The sequence below is a fragment of the Aeromonas sp. 600774 genome, assembly GCF_049175075.1.
GTDB classification, from domain to species: domain Bacteria; phylum Pseudomonadota; class Gammaproteobacteria; order Enterobacterales; family Aeromonadaceae; genus Aeromonas; species Aeromonas veronii_A.
The window spans coordinates 65,972-89,433 of record NZ_JAAKUJ010000007.1; the positions used below are offsets into that span (position 1 = coordinate 65,972).

Annotated in this window: 13 protein-coding genes; 6 read left to right on the forward strand and 7 right to left on the reverse strand. The window is 60.6% G+C overall.

The annotated features are described in order from the left end of the window. Positions 1-561: 561 nt before the first annotated feature. Both ahpC and ahpF read left to right on the forward strand, forming a co-directional pair. Positions 562-1,128, forward strand: coding sequence for an alkyl hydroperoxide reductase subunit C (gene ahpC / locus G5171_RS09300; RefSeq protein WP_005344674.1), 567 nt, complete (start codon positions 562-564; stop codon positions 1,126-1,128). Between the two features lie 122 nt (positions 1,129-1,250). Next, the gene (gene ahpF / locus G5171_RS09305) at positions 1,251-2,837 is read left to right on the forward strand and encodes an alkyl hydroperoxide reductase subunit F (RefSeq protein WP_005344672.1); all 1,587 of its coding nucleotides are present in this window, start codon (positions 1,251-1,253) and stop codon (positions 2,835-2,837) included. Positions 2,838-3,535: 698 nt separating this feature from the next. Here the strand turns inward: ahpF and thiI are convergent. After that, entirely contained in the window at positions 3,536-4,984 is a 1,449-nt protein-coding gene (thiI, locus tag G5171_RS09310; protein ID WP_421260080.1) for a tRNA uracil 4-sulfurtransferase ThiI, read from the reverse strand. Positions 4,985-5,160: 176 nt separating this feature from the next. On the opposite strand from thiI, the gene G5171_RS09315 reads away from it, so the two are divergent. Then, on the forward strand, positions 5,161-6,126 hold the full coding sequence (locus G5171_RS09315; protein ID WP_421260119.1) for a hypothetical protein: 966 nt from the start codon (positions 5,161-5,163) through the stop codon (positions 6,124-6,126). 426 nt (positions 6,127-6,552) lie between these two features. On the opposite strand, the gene pbpC is transcribed toward G5171_RS09315, so the two are convergent. The 4 genes from pbpC to G5171_RS09335 form a co-directional block, all read right to left on the reverse strand. Continuing rightward, a complete protein-coding gene (pbpC, locus tag G5171_RS09320; protein ID WP_421260120.1) occupies positions 6,553-8,949 on the reverse strand; it encodes a penicillin-binding protein 1C in 2,397 nt (798 codons plus the stop codon). Position 8,950: 1 nt separating this feature from the next. Continuing rightward, positions 8,951-13,834 (reverse strand): alpha-2-macroglobulin family protein, encoded by a 4,884-nt coding sequence (locus G5171_RS09325; RefSeq protein ID WP_421260081.1) that lies wholly within the window; start codon positions 13,832-13,834, stop codon positions 8,951-8,953. Between the two features lie 165 nt (positions 13,835-13,999). Further along, positions 14,000-14,659, reverse strand: coding sequence for a DedA family protein (locus G5171_RS09330; RefSeq protein WP_005353037.1), 660 nt, complete (start codon positions 14,657-14,659; stop codon positions 14,000-14,002). Positions 14,660-14,874: 215 nt separating this feature from the next. Then, positions 14,875-16,563 carry an FAD-dependent oxidoreductase gene (locus tag G5171_RS09335; RefSeq protein ID WP_005344666.1) on the reverse strand — a complete coding sequence of 563 codons (1,689 nt, stop codon included), beginning with the start codon at positions 16,561-16,563 and terminating at the stop codon, positions 14,875-14,877. A 135-nt stretch (positions 16,564-16,698) separates the two neighbouring features. On the opposite strand from G5171_RS09335, the gene G5171_RS09340 reads away from it, so the two are divergent. The 3 genes from G5171_RS09340 to G5171_RS09350 all read left to right on the forward strand — a co-directional run bounded on the left by G5171_RS09340 (position 16,699) and on the right by G5171_RS09350 (position 21,228). Further along, positions 16,699-19,635 carry an EAL domain-containing protein gene (locus tag G5171_RS09340; protein ID WP_421260082.1) on the forward strand — a complete coding sequence of 979 codons (2,937 nt, stop codon included), beginning with the start codon at positions 16,699-16,701 and terminating at the stop codon, positions 19,633-19,635. 65 nt (positions 19,636-19,700) lie between these two features. Then, positions 19,701-20,498, forward strand: a complete 798-nt coding sequence (gene pflA, locus G5171_RS09345; RefSeq protein ID WP_005333994.1) for a pyruvate formate lyase 1-activating protein — start codon at positions 19,701-19,703, stop codon at positions 20,496-20,498. A gap of 88 nt (positions 20,499-20,586) precedes the next feature. Then, positions 20,587-21,228, forward strand: coding sequence for an energy-coupling factor ABC transporter permease (locus G5171_RS09350; protein ID WP_005361550.1), 642 nt, complete (start codon positions 20,587-20,589; stop codon positions 21,226-21,228). Positions 21,229-21,312: 84 nt separating this feature from the next. Here the strand turns inward: G5171_RS09350 and G5171_RS09355 are convergent, their stop codons facing one another. Both G5171_RS09355 and ycfP read right to left on the reverse strand, forming a co-directional pair. Beyond that, positions 21,313-22,605, reverse strand: coding sequence for an NAD(P)/FAD-dependent oxidoreductase (locus tag G5171_RS09355; RefSeq protein ID WP_216979035.1), 1,293 nt, complete (start codon positions 22,603-22,605; stop codon positions 21,313-21,315). 74 nt (positions 22,606-22,679) lie between these two features. Beyond that, positions 22,680-23,219, reverse strand: a complete 540-nt coding sequence (gene ycfP, locus G5171_RS09360) for an alpha/beta hydrolase YcfP (protein WP_005334000.1) — start codon at positions 23,217-23,219, stop codon at positions 22,680-22,682. Positions 23,220-23,462 lie beyond the last annotated feature (243 nt).

Consider the following 23,462-nt stretch of genomic DNA (forward strand, 5'->3'; position numbering starts at 1 on the left):
ATCCCCCTCATGCAATAGTTGCCGAGGGGGAGATGAAGGAGTGTGCACCCATCCTCTTCCTCTCATATGTCTGCAAGTTTGCACACCCCGTAGTTAGTCTTTGCTGTAAAGCATTTGTTTATATAGCCATTCCTTGTTTGATGACCCGGCCCTGTCGTTGCGATAGCGCCGGGATTTTTTTATACGCGTTTTCTGCTCTCCCCCTTGTCAGCACATCTCCATCGCTGCGACCAGTTCCCTCAACCTCCTGCGCCACCTGTTTGCTCCACCGTTTATCTCATCGCGTCGCCATGCCTCTGCACACCTCTTCTCATGCCTTGAAAAGGCGATGTAGCGCACAGATATTGAACCATGATAAGGAGTTATCTCAGTAGGCCAGAGATATTCATGTTAGGTACAGCCATAGTGAGCTATCTAATAAATAGATTTAAGCGATTCAAAAATGCGGCTTTTATCGATTAGCAGAAGCCCCTATGATGAATCCATCGAAAGTTAAGCGCCTCGTCTGGCAAGACTCTTCAACACCAGACAGGCATATGTACATAACCAAGGAGCAATTACATGTCTACCTACATCAACACTGAAATCAAGCCGTTTAATGCTACCGCCTACCACAATGGCAAATTCGTGCAGGTCTCTGACGCAGACCTGAAAGGCAAGTGGTCCGTGGTCTTCTTCTACCCGGCTGACTTCACCTTCGTCTGCCCGACCGAGCTGGGCGATCTGGCTGACAACTACGCTGAATTCCAGAAGCTGGGCGTCGAGATCTACGCTGTCTCTACCGATACCCACTTCACCCATAAGGCTTGGCACGACACGTCTGACACCATCAAGAAGATCCAGTATCCGATGATTGGCGACCCGACCGGCACCATTACCCGCAACTTTGGCGTGATGATCGAAGAAGCCGGCCTGGCCGACCGCGGTACCTTCGTGATTGATCCGCAGGGCATCATCCAGATCGTCGAGATCAACGCTGGCGGTATCGGCCGTGACGCCCTGGAGTTGCTGCGCAAAGTCAAAGCAGCCCAGTATGTCGCCTCCCACCCGGGTGAAGTGTGCCCGGCCAAGTGGAAAGAAGGTGAAGCTACCCTGGCCCCGTCCCTGGATCTGGTAGGCAAGATCTAAGCCTTCCGCTTCCAAGACCGGCCCGCATAAGGGCCGGTCTGCTTTCCGGCCCTCAGAAACGCCATCGCGCGCTTTTGACCTGTGAAGATGCCGACCCGCAATCACCAAGAAGGAATTCGAAGATGTTGGATACCAACCTCAAACAACAGCTGAACACCTATCTGCAGTACATCGTCAATCCCATCGAGATCAGCGTGTCCGGCAACGACAGCGACAAATCTGCAGAGCTGCTGGCGCTGGCCAGCGAGATCGCCGAAATGTCCCCCAAGATCACCCAGACCTCTGGCAATGCCACCCGCACGCCTTCAATGAGTATCGCGCCGCAGGGCCAAGCCCCGCGCGTTCACTTTGCCGGCATCCCCATGGGTCATGAATTCACCTCGCTGGTGCTTGCCCTGCTGCAAAGCGGCGGTCACCCCTCCAAGGCCGATGCGGCCGTGCAGGAGCAGATCCGCAATCTCAAGGGCGAGTTCCACTTCGAGACCTATATCTCCCTCTCTTGCCACAACTGCCCGGACGTGGTGCAGGCGCTGAACCTGATGGCCACCCTGAACCCCGGCATCACTCACACCATGATCGACGGAGCCCTGTTCCAGGAAGAGGTCAATGAGCGTCAAATCATGGCGGTGCCGAATGTTTACTTGAACGGTCAACCGTTCAGCCAGGGCCGCATCTCGCTGGAAGAGATCGTCGCCAAACTCGACACCGGTGCTGCAGAGCGCAAAGCCGCCGAGCTGAATGAGAAAGATCCCTACGACGTTCTGGTTGTCGGAGGTGGCCCGGCTGGCGCCGCAGCAGCCATCTATGCCGCCCGTAAAGGCATTCGCACCGCCATCGTCGCCGAGCGTTTTGGTGGTCAGGTGATGGACACCGTCGGCATTGAGAACTTTATCTCCGTGCCCTACACCGAAGGCCCCAAGCTGGCCGCGAGCCTGGAGCAGCACGTCAAGCAGTACGGCGTGGAAGTGATCACCGAGCAGCGCGCTGCCGCCATCAGCAAGGATGGCTACGTAAACGTGGATCTCGCCTCTGGCGCCACCCTGAAGAGCCGCGCCGTGATCCTGGCGACCGGTGCCCGCTGGCGCGACCTGAACGTGCCGGGCGAACTCGAGTACCGCACCAAGGGCGTGGCCTACTGCCCGCACTGCGATGGCCCCTTCTTCAAAGGCAAGCGGGTTGCAGTGATCGGTGGCGGTAACTCCGGCATCGAGGCAGCAATCGACCTGGCTGGCATCGTCGAGCATGTGACCGTGGTGGAATTCGCTGACACCCTGCGCGCCGATGAAGTGCTGCAGAAGAAGGCTCGCTCTATGGGCAATATCGACATCATCATGAGTGCCCGCACTACCGAAGTGATCGGTGATGGCAGCAAGGTGGTCGGTATGGATTACGAAGATCGCACTACCGGCGAGATCAAACACCTGGCGGTGGCTGGCATCTTCGTCCAGATCGGTCTGGTACCGAACACCGAGTTCCTGAAAGGGAGCGAGATTGCCCTGACCCGCTTTGGCGAGATCGAGATCGATACCAAGGGTGCGACCTCACTGCCCGGCGTCTACGCCGCTGGGGATGCCACCACGGTACCGTTCAAGCAGATCATCATCTCCATGGGTGCTGGCGCCACTGCCGCGCTGGGGGCGTTCGATTACCTCATCCGCAACCCCGCACCGGAAGCGGAAGTCGCGAAAGCAGACACCGTCACAGCCTGACCATTCTCTGCACCGTAAAGCCGACTCAATGAGTCGGCTTTTTCATGCGTCTCCGCGCCAAGTGCTCAGGACAAACACTGTCCCAATGGCATGTCGAAAAATTAAGTTTGAATAAAACCAGTACTGTCTACACACCAGCTCTATACAGCTCCCCCCTTACCAGATTGCGCAAAGCGCAGTGCTGGGAAGACGATATGTAAGCCAGAGATTGACCGTCCGCAAGACAGGTCTGTGTTGCTACGACGTCAACAAACATACCGCTTTGCGCTGACGTCCCCACTCTCTGCGTACGATGGCCAAGTATCAAGCCACACGGGAAGAGGGCATTGCTGAAGTCGATGAGACCTTCTTCCTTGAGTTGCTCAAAAGGCTACGGGGCTTACCTGGCACGACAAGACAGCCAGGAGACAGAGAGCGAATCCGGGGACCGGGCCGGTTTACATCGCACTAACTATATGGTGGAGCAGGACTATGCAGGTTTTCAGTAAGAGCAGATGAATGCCGAAGCCATCGGAAACGTCATGCCCTTATCTATCGTCGTCGGAGGCTAGCTGTTTAGTTATGGGTTGGCGCAGAATACTGGAACATGACGGGAAGGAGGTGAATATCAATGTGTGTTTGCATGAGGTGCTTGGGCACCCCATGCAACATGTAACGTAATGGGTGCATAGCCTTTTTATAGGCGATTGAGTGCCAAATTACGGACGGTAAACTTTGACGTTATCAAAGCCCTTCTCTTTCAGATAGAGCGCCTGCAACTTGCTCATCACGCCGCGATCGCAGTAGAGCAGATAGGTCTTCTCCTTGGGCAGATCGCCAAAGGCGGTGGCCAGCTTGAAGAAGGGGATATGCAGCACTTCACGACCTTCCACCACCAGCGGCTTCTCATCGTGTTCATCGGCAGAGCGGATATCCAGGATCACCTCGTCAGCGCCCAGCACCTGGGTCGTTTCCACCTCTTGCACTTCAGCAGCAGTCTCTTCACCGATACGGCGGATATCGAGGTAACGGGCCTCGGCCACCACCTTGTCCAGAATGGAGAAGTCAAAATTGGCCTCTTCCTCTTCAATGCGGGAGAGCTCGGCCTTCACGGTCGGCTTCTTCGAGATGACACCGCAATACTCCGGCATGGTTTCGGCGAACTCCAGGGTGCCGATGCGGCGGGCTTCACTGATGATATCCGGCTTATCCCAGGTGATAAGCGGGCGCAGGATCACCTTGTCGGTCACCCGGTCAATCACGTTCAGGTTGGTGAGAGTCTGGCTGGAGACCTGACCCACACACTCGCCGGTCACCAGCGCCGGGATCTGGAATTCATCGGCCACCTTGGCGGCGGCACGCATCATCATCCGCTTGAGCACCACCCCCATCTGACCGTTGTCGATCTTCTCGAGGATCTCGGCGACCACCGGCTCGAAGTCCACCGCGGTGAAACGTACCCGGTGGGATGAACCGAAGCGGTTCCACAGGTGATAGGCCACCTGCTTGACGCCGATCTCATGGGCCGCACCGCCCAGATTGAAGAAACAGTAGTGCACCCGGCAGCCGCGCTTGATGAACTGGAACGACGCAACGCCGGAGTCAAAACCGCCGGAGAGCAGACTCAGCACATCTTCCTGGGTCGCGATGGGCATACCGCTCAGGCCCTGATGGATGGCGCTGACGATGTAGAGCTCTTCGCCATCGATTTCGAGGTTGATCTTCACATCCGGGTTCTTGAGGCGCACGCCGTTGCTTTCGCATTGCTGGTTCAAACCACCGCCCACGTAACGTTCAATCTCCAGCGAGGAGAACTCGTGCTTGCCGTGGCGCTTGGCGCGCACGCAGAAGGTTTTCCCCTTGAGCTGCTCGCCCCACACGGCTTTCACCTGCTCGAAGATGTCGTGCAGATCGGTAAACTTGCTGGCTTGAACCTCGAGGAAGGCCTGAATGCCCGGGATGCAAGCCAGGGCTTCGATAGCCTGCTCGCGGAACTGGTCATTGCGGGAGCTCACAATCAGCTTGTCCCAATCCATCCGTACGCGGGCATCGTCGTCGAAGCGGCGCAGGACGTTGCGGATATTGCCCTGCAGGATCTTGATAAAGCGCTGGCGAACCGACTTGCTCTTGATGGTGATTTCCGGGAACAGCTTGATAATGAACTTCATGGTAATGACTCGGGTGACCTTGATTTAAAGGCGCGGATTATATCAGAACTTTGTGACCAGCGCCTACTGGATGAGCGTTTGCTCACATTCCCCCACGCAATGTTTGCCGTGCAGCGCCAATCTTGCGTATATTCCCGACCCTGCGCCTCGCCAGATTTTTGCAACAGACTGATCCGATGAAGACCTATATCTACTACCCCGGCATGGAGGTACGCGACGAGCTCTGGCTCAAATTTGCCCTGCTCTATCTGGAGCGGCTCGCCTTCGTCTTCACCGTCAGCGAAAAGAGCGGCCTCACCGCCCTGCTCGATACCCTTCAACAGCAGACCGATCTGCTGGCCGAGCGGCCCGATGCCGCCTTCTTTGCCGCCATTACCCCGCAACTGGAGAGCCAGATAAGCGGCCTGGTGGCCCCCGATTTCGTCCGTCACAAGGTGTTTGGCAACAAGGAGCTGATTGGTCGCTGGCGTCAGGAGGCCAACCACGACTGCTTTTGCCCGGCTCAGGCGGGGCTGGAGCGGCTGCACGACTTTTGTCTGGCTCACGGCTTTGCGACCCGGGATGAGGGGGGGATCAGAATGGCCCGGCGCTTTGCCAATCTGCTCTCCATGCGCCTTGCCCGTGAGTGGGCACTCGCCAATGACGGGGCGCTCATTACCGATCACGACTATCTCGACCGCCTGCTCCACCTGCTCGAATCCCGCTACCACAATCGCGGCGGGCAGGATTGCTTCCACCTCGAGATCCCGTTGCAAGTGCCCACTCACCTGGTCGACATTCCGTTTGCAGAGCTGATTGCCCTGCGTGGGCGCAGCGGCTTTCGCCAGCAGTTGGCCGAATTTCATCTGGCCCTAGACAACCTGCTCGCCACGCTGGGTAGCGGCTATGCCGACCCGGCGGCCCTGACCCGCTTTGAGCAGGCTCGGCAAGGACTGAATCAACTGCTCGGCCCCGAGACCCTCAGCATGCCACTCACCACCTTGGTCAGCACCTGCCTGCCCGCCGTGGCGATGCTCCATCAGTTAAAGGCGAGCCACCCCGAAAGCAACCTTATCTTCCATCCCATCAAGAAGAGCCACTTTCACCAACGCAAGAGCCAGCACTTCTTCACCCGGCTCGGCCATCTGCGCCAACCGGGCTGAATTGGCGGAATGAAAAAGGGGTTGGCATCCGCCAACCCCTCTCGTTATCTGCGGCCTACCAATCATCACCCCGGTGATTGGCCCGCGCTTGTGCGTCACGGCGCGCTTCCATCGCCCTGTCACGACGGATATTGGAAGGAGTACAGGCAAACTGTTTCTGATAACAACGTACAAAACTCTCGGAAGCGGGTTCGAAAGGTGAATAGAACCCGGTACGTTCAGGAGCAACATGGTGATCACCATTATTGGTCGTGGCACAACCCGAACTCATCAGCACCAGCAAGGGACAAAAAACACGCAGCAAAAGAGAACTCCCGATTGGATTTGAATGAATCAGCAATTATTCATAAATTAATTTAATGCATCAAACATTAATGCATTTCAAATAGTTAATTACATTCACCTCAATGGCTGTCGGCATAATGCTCAACGGATGATGGTGCCGGCATCACTGTCAGGATGCACCACGCGAAACTCGATACGATCGCTGTTGCCTGCTTCATCGACCACCACCAGCTGGTAGCGCCCCGCCACACTCAGCACCTGATCCCCGTCCCAGCGCAGCCGCTGGCCATTGAGAAACCAGGCCGGCTTGCCAACCCCCCCAAGCACCTTGGGCTGCAACCGGTAGCGCTGGCTGCGGATAAGGTTGCCCTCCCCCAGCGCCACGATGCGAATGGGAGCCTGCAGCTCGGCGCTCTGCCCCTCCCCTGCACAACTGCTGGCCAGCAGCGCCTGCCGCCGCTCGCCGGGGGACCGCCAAGGCTCCAGTGACAACGGCCAGAGTGCCCAAAAACCGGATTGTGCAGCATCGGGGCAACGGGTCAGCGTCGGCTTGCCTTCGGCAGTGAGTGCAACTTGCCGCAGCGGCGAGGGCCAGTCCATGGGATCCGGCAAGGTGGGAGGATCGCGCCCTTCCAGCAACCAGGCGCTCTGACGCTGCAAGCAGGCCTCAGGCAGGGTCGAGTTCATTTTGCGCCCCAGCGGCCAGCAGATCTCGGCTTCGCTCACCGTATTGGGCTGTGCCGGCAGGGGGCTGTTGTCAGCCAGCCGCGAGTAGACAGAGAGCAGCAGCGGCACCGCCGCGCTCTGCCCGTAAAAACCGGGCATGGAGGTACCGTCGGGGCGACCAAGCCAGACGCCGATGGTCCAGCGACCGGAGACCCCCATCGCCCAGCTGTCGCGATAGCCATAGCTGGTGCCGGTCTTCCAGGCCAGCCGGTTGACCCGGCCGGTCGCCTCGCTGGCAAAGGGTTGATCCGCCCGCCCCTGCGCGCTCAATATTTGCCAGATGATCCAAGCTGCCCCCGGGCTCAGCAAGGGGCGCGACACCGCTCGCTGCCCCGCTAGCCAGACCGGCATGGCCACCTGCCCCTGCTGGGTCAGCGCACTGTAGAGCGCCACCAGCTGCTCGAGCCGAATGCCCGCCGCCCCCAGCGCGATGGCCGGATTGGGTTTGTCGGAGAGGGCCAGCCGCACTCCGGCGTTGTCGAGGCGGCTGACCAGTTTGTCCGGCCCGAGCGCCTCCAGCACCTGCACCGCAGGCACGTTGAGGGATTGCTGCAGCGCTTGGGCGAGGGTCACCGGCCCCTGAAAGGCGCCGGAAAAGTTGGCGGGACGATAGTCAGACCCCAGCCTTGGCGCATCGGAGAGCAAGGAGGCCGAGTGCACCAACCCTTCATCCATGGCCAGACCGTAGATGAAGGGCTTCAGCGTAGAGCCGGGAGAGCGGATCGCCTGCACCATGTCGAGGTAACCGTGGCGGCGCAAATTGCCATACTCGGCGCTGCCTACATAGGCGCGCACCGCCATGGTTTTGTTATCTACCAACAGCAACGCCGCTGAGGTCTGCTCGGGGAAGCGACGGATATAGCTCGCCACCCGCCCCTCCAACCAACGCTGCAGATCGCCGTCTATGGTGGTGTGCACCAGCGCCCCGGCCTGATTATCGGCGGCAAGGCGGGCAAACAGCGGCGCCTCCATCGGCGTGAAGTGACCTCGGGCCAGCACCGGCTCGATGCGTCCCTCCAGCCACGCCTGTTCGGGCCAGACACCCTGCGCTACCAGTCGCTGCATCACCTTGTCACGGGCGGTGCGGGCCCGCTCGGGATGGCGGTCCGGCCGGTTGCGGCTGGGAGCCTGGGGCAGCACCGCCAACAGCGCAGCCTCGGCATAGGTCAGCTTGGCGGCGCTCTTGCCGAGATAGGCAAAACTTGCCGCCTGCACCCCCTCCAGGTTGCCGCCAAACGGCGCCCGATTGAGGTAGACGGTGAGCAGGGTGCGCTTGTCATAGTGCCACTCCAGTTGCAGCGCACGCACCATCTGGCGCAGCTTGCCGGGCACGCTCCGGTGGTAGGGCTCGATAAGACGCGCCACCTGCATGGTAAGGGTCGAGCCGCCCGATACAGCCCGCCCATAGCGCAGCCACTGCCAGACCCCGCGCACCATGGCCACCGGATTGACCCCGGGATGACGCCAGAAGTAGCGATCCTCGTAGCCCAGCAGCGCCTCGATATAGCGGGGGGAGACCTGCTCCAGGGTCACGGGATAGCGCCACACGCCGCTGGTATCGGCAAAGGCGCGCAGTGGTCGCCCCTTCATGTCGAGCACCACCCGTGCGTAGGCAGGGTCGAGCGGTGGCGGCGGGAAGAGTCGATCCAGCGCCAGCAATGACAGGAGCAGTGCAACAACGCCCAGCACCGAAAAGCGCAGCCAGCGTGGCAGGCCACCAAGCCAGTGCCAGCCAGCGCGGCCGCTGCGCCCTAATTTCAGCCAGCCACGCTGCCAGAAAGTGAGCGGGCGAACCCGCTCAAGGGAGGGAATGTTACTCAGAGATGATCACCTCATGGATATCCTCACCCACAGCCCGCAGCTCGGGGCGGTACATATCCTCCACCTGGGTCGGCGGCACCTGATAGCGACCCGGCGTCACCGCCCGCATCAGGTAGACCAGCTGCTGGTTGCTCCCCTCGCTCAGATCCAGCGCCGCCGTGTAGCGGTCATCGCGAAACTCCTGATGCTTGAGATAGTCGTTCCACTCGCTCTGCCACGCCGGTTTCCCCTCGATGGAGAGCTCTTCCAGCTTGATGCTGTTGCCAAGGGCCGGGTTCTCCAGCTCGAAGCCGGCGGGCACCATCTCCACCAGCAGGGCATCGGGCACCGCCGACTCACTGCTGACGTTGAGCCGCACCACCACCAGATCGCCCACCTTCACCTTGGCGGGATCAAACGGCTGACCGTCGCTATTGAACCAGCTGCGGGTCACGCTCATTCCCATGCTGATCCGTGCCGGCGCCTGCTCGGGGTAACCGACCAGGGTGCGCTGCACATAGAGGGATCCCTTGCCCTCGTTGGTGACGGTGCTCGCCGCCAGTGCCTCGGGGGCACCCTGCTGCAGCGGAACCGAACCGCTCAGGGATCCACTGCCAAGAGAGGAGGTTACCCTGGCCTGCCAGTCGACGGCCGGATCGAAGCGGGCGAGTCGCAGCAGGGCGAGCCGCTCCTGGGTGCTGAGCCACTGACGGTGAGCCAGGGTATCGGCCACCTTGGCGCTGAGATCAGGCCAGCGTTCCGCAGCCAGCTTGTGCTGGCGCAGCAAGGAGAGCTCAAGGGCCTGATCGCGCAGCGGTGAGCCGTAATCACCCAAATAGTCATCCCCGCGCTCGGTCGCCAATGCCCGGCTGAGGGCCTTGGCGGCATTCTGCTCATCCCCCATGGCCGAGAGCGCCAGCGAGAGGTGCAAAAGCGGCAAACCGGAGCGCGCGTGATCGGCCTGCTGCTCCCAGACAAGGCGCAGGGTAGCGAGCGGTGCCTTGCCCACCCGGGCCAGCACATAGGCACTGTATGCCTGATAGGCCAGCCGGCTGTGCTCGGGGGCACTGCTCCAGCGCTCGCCGTACTGACTGTCGGTGAGATAGCTTTGCAGCCGGTTCAAAGACTGATTGAGCATCGCCTCCGGCACTGCGTCGCCCGCCTCCTTGCGCGCCAGCAGGTAGTCGGCGGCATAGGCGCTGAGCCACTGCTCCTCGTCGGAGCGACCATCCCACAGGCCAAAGCCACCGCTTGGCAGTTGCAACCGCTGCAGCCGCTGTAGCAGGGCGCGTTGCACATCTGACTCGCTCGCCGCTTTCTTGCCCTCTGCGGGTTTGCTCCAGGCGGCCCGCTCATCCGCCGTGGTCAGCAGATAGGGCCAGGCCCGTGACAGGGTCTGCTCCAGACAGGCGTAGGGGTAGTCGGCCAGCGCCTGCCACTGGGCTGCCGGATCCCAGGGGGGAGTGCCGGAGAGGCTGAGCAGCCCCTGTAGGTTGGCGCGATCCAGCCCGACCAGCTCAGCTGGCGCAAAGCTCATCTGCTGGCCGGGAGCCAGCATCTGGTAGCGCTGGCGAGTCTCGGCCGGCCAGGGAGAGCGCAGCGGCAAAGTCCAGTCGCGGCTGATGGCAAAATCCTTGCCGCTGGCCGCCAACTGCAGGCTTGCCACGCCGCTTGCCCCGGTCACGGTGAGCGGCAGGGTCAGCCACTGCTCCTCGCCATTTTTAAGGGCCAGGGTGCGGGGTAGCTCGCCGTTTGCTTTAAGCCCGCCATTGAGGGTCCAGGCAAGGGAGAGGGTCTGATCCTCGCCGCTCATGTTGCGCAGCTGCACCAGCGCCCGGGTCTCATCGCCTCTGGCGCCAAAGCGCGGCCAGCCAATCTCGGCCACCAGGGGCGCCACCACCTTGACGGCACGCTCGGCCTCGCCGACTTGCTGTTCGTTCCAGGCCAGCGCCATCAGCGCCAGTTCGCCGTTGAAGTTGGGCAGATCGAGCGGGATCACCGCCTTGCCACTCTCATCAAAGCTCACCTCGCCACTCCACAGTGCGGCGATCTCGACCCGGCTCTCCAGCGCGCCACCCTTTTTCAGCGGCGCCCGGTCACCCCCATAATTGAGGCGGGCCAGCTTGCCATCCTGCGGCGGGATCACTTGCCCGTAGTTGTCGAACAAATCTTGGGCGAAGCGCTTGCGACCAAAGAAGATCTCGAACGGGTCGAGGGGTTGATAATCGCTGATATTGAGCACGCCCCGATCCACCGCTGCCAGTACCACACGGCCTTGGCTATTGGGGGTGGAGGTGGCGGTCACTTCAAGCCGGGTAAGCGGCACCGCTTTATCAGGCGCGCTCAGGGTGAGCGGCAGACGGCGCGCTTCCCGGTCCAGGGTGAGCGGCACCAGCCCGACCGAGCGCAGGCTCTGTCCCTGCTGGCTGCTGACCGGTTTGGAGGCGCTGTCTGGCGCGGCGATCTGGGCCGAAATGTGCAGATCGTGGCGCTGCCACTCGGGGCTGACCGGGATCTCGAACTCGCCGCGGGCGTCCTTGGCATCGCCACCGGCCCCCTTGAGCTCGATACGCTGCCACCAGCGCAGGCCGTCGCCATCTTCCACTAGCAGCAACCCCTTACCGGGGCGCGGGGCTACCAGAGTCACTTTGGCCTTGTCGCCCGCCTGATAGGCGCGTTTGTCGAGAGTGATGGCAATCTTGTCAGGCCGTGCCTGCTCGCCACCACCGCCCCAGGCGTAACTGCCGATCTCCACCCGCAGGCTGGATTGATGGCCCTGACTGTTCTCAACCTCCAACCGATACCAGCCCGCCGCCAGCTGCAGCGTGAGCGGGGTCGGCCCCTTGCCATCCAGCTGCAGGGTCTGCTCCTGCTCCAGATAGGGCTGACTGTTGAACTCGTACTTCCACCCCTCGCCATCGGCGTAGTGCCAGTAGTAGTCGCGGTACTCGTTGATGAGGCGCACTTTCACCGCCCCCGCCACCGGCTGGCCTTGCTCATCGAGGTTGAGGATCTGGAAGGGGAGCGGCTTGCCCCCCTCTACCCGATCCGCCACAAAATCGGCCTTGAGCGCCGGCCACTGGCTGCCTGCAGGCCAGCCATACTGGGTGCGGCTGCGATTGACGGCGCGACCGCCGGGCTCGGAGAGCGACACCCGATAGGCCACCTCCAGTGGCCCGAGGGCGCGCACCCCATCGAGTTCATCAGCAAGCAAAAAAGTCCCCTGCCCCTGCGCATTGAGGGTGAGATTCAGCGGCTCAAGATCCCTGGCCAGCTCGGCGAGCAGCACGTCACCCAGAGTGAACTCCTGCCACTGGGTAAAGGGCATGGTGGCGCGGCTGATCTTCACCTCCGCCTTCGCCTTGGTCGCACTGGCCGGCGCGCCGTAGAGATAGTCCCCCTGCAGTGGCAGCGTCAGGGCTGCGCCCAGATCCGTGACTTCCCCATCCGGCCCCTTGCCAAGCTGCAGCTTGAGCCGCTCCGGCAAGAACTCCTCCACCAAAAAGGGCCACTCGAAGCGGCTGCCAGCGGCGGTCTTGAGGTTGATGCTCCAGCGCCCGAGCGGCGCATCATCCGGCAGGCGCAGACCGTAGTGGGCCGCGCCAAGGCTATCGGGTAGCAGCCGTTTCTGTTCGAGCAATTGACCGTCCGGCTGCTTCACTTCCAGCTCCACCGCCATGCCGGGCAACAGCTGGCCATCCTGCCCCTTGAGCAGGATCTCGCTGTCGAGCCGCTCGCCGGGGCGATAGAGGTCGCGCCCACTGAACAGATAGAGCTGCTGGGCCTGCCAGGGCTGGGTACCGAGATCGAAGGTGGAGAGATCGAGCGCCGCCCCATCGAGGCGCAGCACCGCCAGATGGCTGCCCTGCTCGGCCAGCAGCAGGCGAGCCCCCTGCACCTGATCGAAGCGGCGATGACCCTGGGGATCGGTGGTTTGCACCTGTAGCCGGTTGCCCTTCTCGTCGAGCAGGGAGAGCTGCACATCCTTGAGCGGGTCGGCGCTGGCCAGGGAGCTGACGAACACCTCCAGCTCATCGCGGTAACGGCGGGCACTGAGCCCCATGTCGCTCACCGCAAAATAGGTGGTCTCCTTGCGCCAGTCGTAGTTGCCAAGGGGCGACATCACTGCAAAGTAGACACCAGCCTCCGCCAGCTGCGGCTCCTTCACATTGATGAGGCGGGTCTCGCGCCGGTTGGCATCGAGCTCCAGCCCATAGCGGCCGCTGAATACCCGCTTGGCCCGCTGGGTGATCTGCTCAAGCTCCCAGTTGCCCATGCCGGCACCGGGGCGATATTCCGCCAGAAAACGGGGCAGATATTCGGCATCGACCCGAAAGAAGTCGATATTGACCTCGTCCACGTTGACCGCGCTGATGGGCAGGCGCAGCTCGTCGCGCAGCGGCAATACCATGCCACTGGCGGTAAAAGAGGCCCCCGCCTCCAGCGGCCGGGTCTTGAGGGTCCAGCTCTGAGGGGATGGGCCCAGCCCCGCCTTGAGGCTCACTTCATAGCTTTTATCGGGCTGAACGTTCGGGAAATAGAGGGTGCGACCATCGTCGGCCAAGATCCACTCCCCCTGCACCTGCTTGCCCCCCTCACTGACCCCGAGCCAGCTCTGCCAATTGGCCTTGGGCACCAAGGAGCCGGAGAAGACCAGCGCCAGTGCCGGCGCATCGCGATATTGGCGGGCATTGGCCTGCACTACAGAAGTTGGCGCCCCGGCCTCCTGCTGGGCTGTAGATTCTGTGGTCGGTACTTGGCTGGTGGGTTTGTCAGGGCCGCAGCCAGACAGCAAACCGACTACCCCGCAAAGCAGCAGGGTTGACCAGCGGCGGCGCAGAGCGCCGGTTTCAGCGATAGAGCGGTGAGAAGCAGAGGGAGAGTCGAAGAGGCGCATAGGTTCCATCCCGAGTTGGAGCGCTGCAAACGCAGCGTGGCTGGAAACAGGATAAGGCATCCTGCTCACCCGACACAAAGCTCATTACCCGAATGGACACAATTCCGCCCCCCAGCAGCACGAGAACCCCCTTGCCCACCGATCCAGTGCGGCAAGGGTTGTCATCTAGTCGTGGCTGGTCTCGTTTTTTGCTCCACCTTTGAACCAGCGAAACAGGATGGCCATGACGGCCGCCAGAAACAGCACCAGCGAGGTAATCAGCAGGGCCCGGGTCAACAGTTCGCTGTGGTGGAGGAAGAAGGGGGTATTCATCGCCAGCTTGCCCACCAAACTGAGGCAGAGCGCCCACATAAAGGCACTGGCAAAGCTGGCCACGCACATCCGCAGCACGCTCAGGCGGCCAATCCCCATCAACATGGGGGTCAGCACCCGCACGAACGGGATAAAACGGGAGGAGAACATCGCCAGAAAACCGTACTTTTTCAGCAGCCGGGTCGCCTTGGGCAGGCTGTCGGGAGGCAACATCCGTTCGATATGATCCATAAAGCGGGTGCGCTGCAGGGCCCGTCCCTGCCAGTAGGCGAGCACGGAACCTATGCCAGCAGCCAACGGCAGATAGACAAGAGTCACTTCGGGGCCAAACACCCCCATGCCAACCAACCCACCGGCCAGCAGTACCAGGCTGTCCCCCGGCAGGGGCAGGAAGACGAATGCGGACTCCAGCAGCAGTACCAGCATCAGGCAACTGATCAGCAGGGGTACCGCCTGCATCTGAACCAGGGCGTCAAAATCCTGATGCCAAATGGCCATCAGCATATCCAGCATGTCACTCTCCCTACTACACGGTTCATCATGAACGAGGCAGGGGTTATAGCACCCATCCCCTGAACAAAACGTTAATTTTGTCCGGCACAGAAAATAAAGTGTGTCGAAATATTGCAGCAACGAAGGGAATGCAAGAAGGGCGAAAAGCAGAAACAAAAAGCCCCTCATCTTGCACGCACAAGGGAGAGGGGCAAACAGGCACAGAAATAAAACGGTTACTCGGCGGTCGCCATCTGCCAGGTTTTGAAGCCGCCGGAGAGATTCTTCACTTTAAAGCCGTGCTGGCTCAGCAGGCGGCAAGCGACGTGACCACGCAGCCCGACCTGACAGCTGATCAGCAGCTCTTTCTCTTTGGGCAGCTCATGGAGGCGGCCACGCAACTCGTCGAGGGGGATATGCAGCGCCCCCGGAATGCGGCCCAGCTTGTCGAGCTCGGGGCCATTGCGCACATCCACCACCAGCTGATGGGGGTTACGAGCCTGCACCTCGGCCACGTGGCAGAGCAGGGTGTCCCCCTTCAGGTGGTTGCTTGCCACAAAGCCCGCCATGTTGATCACATCCTTGGCCGACCCGAACGGCGGCGCATAGGTGAGCTCCAGATCCTGCAGATCAAACACGGTGAGACCGGCACGCTGGGCCACCGCCAGTACGTCGATGCGCTTGTCGATGCCATCCTTGCCGATGGCCTGGGCGCCATAAATCTTGCCATCCGGGGCAAACAGCAGCTTGAGGCTGACCGGATGTGCGCCCGGGTAGTAACCGGCGTGGCTGCCCGGATGGACATAAACCTTCTCGAAGGGCAATCCCAGTTGCACCAGTCGCTTCTCGTTGAGGCCAGTGCTGGCCACCGCCAGATCGAACAGCTTGCAGATGGCGGTCCCTTGCGTCTTCTTGTAGGTTTCGCTTCGGCCCAGCATATTGTCGGCGGCGATGCGCCCCTGCCGGTTGGCCGGGCCCGCCAGCGGGATCAGCACAGATTCGCCGGTGACGAAGTCAATCTCTTCCACCGCATCCCCCACCGCATAGATGAAGGGATCCGAGGTACGCATCCCGGCATCCACCTTGATGCCGCCCCGCGGGCCCAGCTCCAACCCCGCTTTGGCGGCGAGCAGGGTTTCCGGCTTGACGCCGATGGCGAGGATCAAGAGACCGGTATCAAGATGGGAGCCGTCATTGAGGGTCAGGCGCAGGCCACCACTTTTGGCGGTCGGCACGGCGGAGGTTTTCTCGGCAGGCAGATCCAGACTCTCGATGGCGGTGAGGCCGGTGCGCAGGCGCAGGTCGATCCCCTCTTCCCGGATGCGGGCATGGAGCATGTTGGCCATCTCCTTGTCCACCGGCGCCATCACCTGATCGGCCAGCTCCAGCAGGGTGACATCCAGCTTGCGCTGGTGCAGTGCCTCCATCATCTCCAGCCCGATAAAGCCGCCGCCCACCACTGTGACGTGGCGCGGCTGATCGTGATGCAGAGCCGCCAGAATGCGATCCATGTCCGGGATGTTGCGCAGGGTATAGACATGGGGGCTGTCGATACCGGGGAAGGGAGGACGGATCGGCGCAGCCCCCGGGCTCAGCAGCAGCACATCGTAATGCTCGCGCTGCTCTTCACCGGTTTGCAGGTTGCGCACCAGCAAGGTCTTGCCCGCCTTGTCGATCTCAATCACATCGTGGAAGACCCGCACATCGACGTTGAAACGGCGCTTGAAACTCTGGGGAGTCTGCAGCAGCAAGGCATCCCGGTCGGGGATATCGCCCCCGATGTGATAGGGCAGACCGCAGTTGGCGAAGCTGACAAACTCGCCCCGCTCGAACATCACGATCTCTGCCTCTTCACTCAAACGACGAGCACGAGCCGCCGCCGATGCGCCCCCCGCGACACCACCGATAATCAGGATCCGTTTCATCTGCAAGACTCCTCATACATGATAATGGGCAATAAATTAGACTTTTCTAATTTAGAATTCAATGAAATTTTGTTTCACACCATTTTGCAGTATTCTTGCAACCCCGACGGTTGCTTAACAGGATGTTGTTTGTTCATGTCGTCTACCGCACTCAGTCATCTTCCTCCTGCCCTCCAGACGCCACTCTTTTTCCGTCTGGACCTGCGCAGTCAACGGCTGGTCGCCCTGACCGACGTGATGCAAACCCCGCTCTACTGGCTCGACGAACCGCGCGCCCCCTGGCCTGCCCAGCTGCCCGATGCCCTGCGCCTGCCCATCGAACAACTGCTGGCCAACGGCCATGGCGGCAAGATCACCGTGCGCTTTGCCAGCCAGCTCTGGCATATCGCACTCGCTCACGAGCAGGATGGCTTCTGGCTCATCTGTCTGCAGAACCTTCGTCAGGAGCCCATCGCCGATCTTGCATTGCAACTGCCGCGCCTCAGCCAGATGGCGAGCCAGCAACAGTATGCGCCCCTGCTCGAAGCCCTTAAAGAGAGCTTGGGGGCCGATCGGCTCATACTCTGGCACTATCAGGCCAACGGCGATCTCGGCAGCGAGCAACTCACCCCGGTGTTCACCCTGGGGGTCGAGGCGCTCTACCCCATTCGCGGTGACAGCCGCTATATCCGCGCCCTGCGTACCCGCAAATCCTTAAGCTTCTCGGAAGCGGCCCACCAGCCGATGCTGAGCAATCACCTCTATCTGACCAGTGCCGGTGTGCGCTCACGCCTCGATGGTGCCCTGCTGGAGCAGGACAAGCTGTTCGGGGTGCTGAGTCTGGAGTATATCGATCCCACCCCGCTTAGCGAGGAGATGTTGCAGCTGGTGCGCAGCAGCGCCCAGCTGCTCGGCCACTGGCAACCGCAACCGGAAGAGCACCGCGCCGAGCTGGCCCTCCCGCCCGAGCTGCACCAGCAGACCGGCATCGACTACTGCAAGACGCTGGTAAGCTGGGCCATGAGCGCCAGCGGTGCCCGGGTGGGCTGGATCGGCGAGTTCCAGCCCCGCGGTCAGGATCTCTGGATCATCCCCCGCTGCGTCATCAACGAGGAGATCTGCTCCACCCTCAAGCCTATCCAGCTCGACCCCGGCCCCGCTCAGGAGCTGTTCCAGCACGGTCAGGCCATCTATGTGGAAGATCTGCCCGTACGCTATCCCAAAGCGACCCGGCTGCTGGCCCTCAAGGCCGACACCTATATCGGTATCCCGCTTCATGACCAGCACGGTGCCGTCATGGGGCAGATCACCCTGCTGCTCGACGCCCCACTGAAAGAGCCAGAGCTTCTGCTGGATCTGTTGAGCAGCCAGCACGAGCGGGCCGCCATCGAGCTCAAGCGCCTCGCCGCCGACGACGCCCTGCGGCTGGCGGAAGTAGCCTTCAATACCCACGATGGACTGATCGTGATGGATCACAACGGCATCATCCTCAAGGTCAACCACTCCTTCAGCCGGATCACCGGATTTGGCGAGGTAGAGGTGATCGGTCACTCCATTCGCAAGCTGCGTCCCACCTACTACGGGGATCATCTCAAGGAAGATGTCAGCCGCACCGTCAACGAGCAGGAGTTCTGGCTCGGTGAAGAGCGCTGTCTGCACAAGGATGGGCACCTCTTTCCGGTGCGCTTGATGGTGAACGGCGTCAAGGATGAGCAGGGGGAGCTCAGCCACTTTATCTGCAGCTTCTACGACATCACCCAGGAAAAAGAGGCGGCCAGACATATCGAGCAGCTCGCCTACTACGACGATCTCTGCGGTCTGCACAACCGCCGCAGCCTCAACCATATTTTGCAGCAGACCCTGAGCGCCTCCAACGGCCAGTGGGGCGCCCTGTTGCTGGTGGATCTCGACAACTTCAAGTCGATCAACGACTCCCTCGGTCACGCCTGCGGCGATCTGTTGCTGCAGTCCGTGGTGCAGCGTTTCAGGGAGCTGCCCCAGGACAATCTGGTGCAGGCGCGTATCTCGGGGGATGAGTTTGCCCTGCTCTTTACCCAGCTGGGACAAGGGGAAGTCACCGCCAAAATTCTGGCAGAGCACTTCGCCCGCGAGCTGATGGGGCTGTTTCGCACCCCGTTCGACATCGGCGATCACAAACTGCACTGCAGCGCCTCGGTGGGGATCAGCCTCTTCTCCGGCAACGAGACGGATCATCTGGTCCTGATGCAACAGGCCGACACCGCGACCCACATGGCCAAGCGCGCCGGTCAGGGCCACTACGTGTTCTTTACCGAGGCGATGGCCCAGCACGAGAAGAACCGGCTGACCCTTACCAATGAGCTGCGCGATGCCCTGCGTCACCACGAATTGCAACTCCACTATCAACCGCAATACCGGGTCGACAATGGCTCGCTGTCGGGCATCGAGGCGCTGCTGCGCTGGCAGCGCAGCGACGGCACCATGGTGCCGCCCGGGGAGTTTATCCCCATCGCCGAAGAGACCAGCCTGATCCTCGAAATCGGCTACTGGGTGATGAAGACCGCCTGCGCCCAATACAGCTTCTGGCTCAACCGTGGCCTGCAGATCCCCCATCTATCGGTCAACGTCAGTGCCCGCCAGTTCCATACCCAGGGCTTCGTACAACAGGTGGAGTACATCTTGCGCGATACCGGTGTGCCCCCCTCCCGCCTGCTGCTGGAGGTGACCGAATCGGTAGTCTTGGAGAATCGGCAGGAGAGTATTGCCAGAATGCGCCAGCTCAAGGAGCTCGGCATCCTCATCTCCATCGATGACTTCGGTACCGGCTACTCGTCGCTGGCCTATCTGCGGGATCTGCCCGCCGACGAGGTGAAACTGGACAGAAGCTTCATTCAGACCCTGGTACACAGCGAACAGGACAGAGCCATCGTCAAGGCGATACTCGATCTGGCCCAGGTCTTCCGTTTTACCGTCACCGCCGAAGGGGTGGAAGAGGAGGCGCAGCTGGCCATCCTCAAAGCGCTGGGATGCCAGCATTATCAAGGGTTTCTCACCAGTCGGCCGCTCACCGTCAAGGGGCTGGAGCAGCTGCTTGGCAGCCGGGCGCCGGACTAAAGGTGTAGGATCAATAGGGGTTTATGTAATAAAATGACGGCCTGCTCGAATCGTTGGAGTTGTTTATGTCTGTCATTAATCGGATCCCTGCCGTTGAAATCAGCCAGCCAGCCGGAGCTCACGGCACCGTTGGCCGGATCCATTCCGTCGAAACCTGCGGCACTGTCGATGGCCCGGGAATACGCTTTATCGTATTCATGCAAGGCTGCCTGATGCGCTGCAAGTACTGCCACAACCGCGATACCTGGGATACCGAAGGTGGCCGCGAAGTGACCGTACCGGAGTTGATGAGTGACATCACCAGCTATCGCCACTTCATGAATGCCTCCGGCGGTGGCGTGACAGCGTCCGGCGGTGAAGCCATGCTGCAACCGGCTTTCATTACCGAACTCTTTACCGCCTGCAAAGAGAAAGGGATCCACACCTGTCTCGACACCAACGGCTTCGTCCGTCATCTCGACGAACAGGTGGACAAGCTGCTCGACCAGACCGATCTGGTGCTGCTCGACATCAAACAGATCAATGACGAGAAACACATTCCGCTGACCCACGTCAGCAACAGATACACCCTGGAGTTTGCCCGCTATCTGGCAGCCAAAGGCAAGACCATGTGGATCCGCTACGTGGTGGTGCCGACCTGGAGCGATGACGACGAGAGCGCCGAAGGGCTGGGTCAGTTTATCGCCGAGCTGGGCGAGAGCGTGGAGAAGGTGGAGCTGCTCCCCTACCATGAGCTCGGCAAACACAAGTGGGACGTGCTGGGCGACCCGTACGAGCTGAGCGGGATCAAGCCCCCCAGCAAGGAGACCATGGAACGGGTCAAGGGCATCCTCGGCAAGTACCACAACAACGTCAAATATTGATGGTAAAAGCAGGCTGATTCGTCAGCCTGCTCTGCTATGGGGCGGTCGGGAAGGCCGCCCGGACTCTACTGCATGAATGGACGACAAGATGAGTGAAGGACAACTCGCCGCCCTCCTGATCTGGCTGGTACTGCTGGCCTTCAGCCTGCGCCGCTCCCTGTGGCAGACCCTCCATGACAACCCCCTCTATCAGCACCTGTTGCTGGGTAGTGCCATCGCGCTGGTGCCGCTCTGGTATCTAAGGGCCGGTCTGCATGAGGGGCTGGAGGTCCATTTTCTCGGGCTCACCTCCCTCACCCTGCTGCTTGGCTGGCGGCTGGCACTGCTCGCCCCTTGCCTGACCCTGCTGGTGCTCGGTTACTTCGGTGTCACCAATCTGGCCGATTTTGGCTGGCAGGCACTGGTTGGCATCGCCCTGCCGGTAGCCACCAGCTGGTTGCTGTTTCTGGCCAGCTGGGCCTGGCTGCCGCGCCATCTCTTTGTCTATATCTTCGTGGCCGCCTTTCTCGGCGGCGCCATCACCATCTCGGTCAAGGTGGCCGCCAGTGCGTTGCTGATGGGGCTAAGTGACAGCTACCCTTGGCACACCATCACGGCGGATTACCTCTCCATCTGGCCACTGCTGCTGTTCCCCGAAGCTCTGCTCAACGGCATGGCGATGACAGTGCTGGCCATCTACCGCCCTCACTGGGTCAATACCTTCTTCGACCGTACCTATCTGGGCAAGTAGCTCTCTCGTTCCTGATCTGCGCCCATAAAAAAGGAGAGGCCATCGCCTCTCCTTTTGCTATTCCGAATTATGCCAAATCCCGGCTTAGTGCAGCTTCAGGGTCGGGCGCAGTACCCGGTTGATGCGACCCACCAGCATGATGAGGCCGGTCTTGACGTAGCCGTGCAGGGCGATCTGGTGCATCCGGTAGAGGGAGATGTAGACCAGACGGGCAATGTAGCCCTCCACCATCATGGAGCCGCGCATCAGGTTACCCATCAGGCTGCCCACGGTGGAGAAGCGGCTGAGGGAGACCAGCGAACCGTGGTCGTGGTAGAGGTAGGGCTTCATCTCGCCGCCGTTCATCTTGGCCAGAATGTTCTTGAATGCCTGGCTGGCCATCTGGTGGGCAGACTGGGCGCGCGGCGGCACGAACTTGCCATCCGGCTGCGGGCAGGCTGCGCAGTCACCGATAACGAAGATGTTCTCGTCACGGGTAGTCTGCAGGGTCTCTTTCACCACCAGCTGGTTGATGCGATTGGTCTCAAGACCAGCGATATCCTTCATGAAATCCGGAGCCTTGATACCGGCCGCCCACACCATCAGGTCAGCTTCAATCAGCTCGCCATCCTTGGTGTGCAGACCGTCGCTGGTCGCTTCGGTGATCATGGTGGCGGTACGCACGTCCACACCCAGCTTGACCAGCTCCTGATGAGCGGCGCCGCTGATGCGCTCCGGCAGAGCCGGCAGAATGCGCGGGCCCGCTTCCACCAGGGTAACCTTCAGGCTGTCGGTGGTGAGGTTCTTGAAGCCGTAGGCGTAGAGCTGCTCGACCGCGTTGTAGAGCTCGGCAGAGAGTTCTACGCCGGTGGCGCCGCCGCCGACGATGGCAATCTTCACCTTGTCGCCCGGCTTATATTCGGTCGCGAACTGCAGGAAGCGGTTCATCATGCTGTTGTGGAAGCGGTGCGCCTGGGAGGGGCTATCCAGGAAGATGCAGTGATCCTTGATGCCCTTGGTGTTGAAGTCATTGGAGACAGAACCGATGGCCATCACCAGATAGTCGTAGGGCAGCTCGCGCTCGTTGACCACGATGTCGCCATTGTCGTCGTGGATCGGGGCCAGCACGATGCGTTTCTCGTCGCGCTTGATGTCGGTCAGGGTGCCGAGCTGGAAGTCGAAGCCGTGGTTCTTGGCGTGAGACTGGTAGCTCAGGGCATCGATGCCCGCATCCATGGATCCAGTGGCTACTTCGTGCAGCAAGGGTTTCCACAGGTGGGTGCGGTTGCGATCGACCAGAGTGATCTTGGCCTTGTTCTTTTTGCCAAGCTTGCGACCCAGACTGGTAGCAAGCTCCAGGCCACCGGCGCCGCCGCCTACAACGACAATATTCATCATGATGATTTTCCTCGGTTCCTCAAAACGAAAGGGAGCCATTGGCTCCCTAAAACGAAATCGGTCGACGTGATGGATCAGGCTTCTTTGAAGGCCTTCATCCGCTGTAGATGATGCGAGATATTTTTGAACTTATGAGTCTCGCGCTCATCCCACACGATGTCGTAATAGTTCTTCAATTCACGTTCAGTGTCCCGATTATCGCGCACTTCATCCTGAACGGAAAGGATACACAGGCAGTTTCCTGAATTTTTCTTACGAAATTCAGTTACACACTTGGTACCGATATCGTCATATTCTTCCGGCCGGTCGATCTTGCCCTGCATGTTCTCTTCTGGGTGCAGGTTGGGGTTGAAGATCACCTGGCGAATGCCGCACAGAAAGCCGATCCGTTCGCTCCAGTAGCCACCAAGTCCGACACCGCAGATCAGTGGTTTGGGATCGGTACTCATATCGAGCTGTTTTTTCACTTCCTTGAGCAGATGGCTCATATCATGACGGGGGTGAACCGTGCTGTAGTGCACGAAACGCACATCATCATCAATAAACTGCAACTGCAGCACTTTCTCGTGATTGCCGGGGCTGGTGGCATCAAAGCCATGCAGATAGATGATCATGGATAAGACCTCAGGAACTGTGTCGGTTTTATCGAAACTACCCCAGCGGCTGCCCCGCGCGCCACCAAAACATCCAACTTTCTTGCTTTGGATCACGCCCCCGCCCCCGATTGCGCCTTGTGACCCGCGAGCGCCGTCACATGCAGGGGGGAGCATTGCGAGCAACGCTCTGGTGCCTGGCTATCAAAGTGAGATCGCCAGACCGATAATGATAAATCCCTTACCAATCTGAGATGCCCCACC

Bases quoted from the DNA above. Each gene is read 5' to 3' on its own strand.
- G5171_RS09330 (WP_005353037.1), bottom strand. From the start codon at position 14,659: ATGCTGGATATGCTGATGGCCATTTGGCATCAGGATTTTGACGCCCTG.
- G5171_RS09335 (WP_005344666.1), bottom strand. From the start codon at position 16,563: ATGAAACGGATCCTGATTATCGGTGGTGTCGCGGGGGGCGCATCGGCG.
- pflA (WP_005333994.1), top strand. From the start codon at position 19,701: ATGTCTGTCATTAATCGGATCCCTGCCGTTGAAATCAGCCAGCCAGCC.
- ahpC (WP_005344674.1), top strand. From the start codon at position 562: ATGTCTACCTACATCAACACTGAAATCAAGCCGTTTAATGCTACCGCC.
- G5171_RS09325 (WP_421260081.1), bottom strand. From the start codon at position 13,834: ATGCGCCTCTTCGACTCTCCCTCTGCTTCTCACCGCTCTATCGCTGAA.
- G5171_RS09340 (WP_421260082.1), top strand. From the start codon at position 16,699: ATGTCGTCTACCGCACTCAGTCATCTTCCTCCTGCCCTCCAGACGCCA.
- ycfP (WP_005334000.1), bottom strand. From the start codon at position 23,219: ATGATCATCTATCTGCATGGCTTTGATGCCACCAGCCCCGGCAATCAC.
- G5171_RS09355 (WP_216979035.1), bottom strand. From the start codon at position 22,605: ATGATGAATATTGTCGTTGTAGGCGGCGGCGCCGGTGGCCTGGAGCTT.
- G5171_RS09350 (WP_005361550.1), top strand. From the start codon at position 20,587: ATGAGTGAAGGACAACTCGCCGCCCTCCTGATCTGGCTGGTACTGCTG.
- G5171_RS09315 (WP_421260119.1), top strand. From the start codon at position 5,161: ATGAAGACCTATATCTACTACCCCGGCATGGAGGTACGCGACGAGCTC.
- ahpF (WP_005344672.1), top strand. From the start codon at position 1,251: ATGTTGGATACCAACCTCAAACAACAGCTGAACACCTATCTGCAGTAC.
- thiI (WP_421260080.1), bottom strand. From the start codon at position 4,984: ATGAAGTTCATTATCAAGCTGTTCCCGGAAATCACCATCAAGAGCAAG.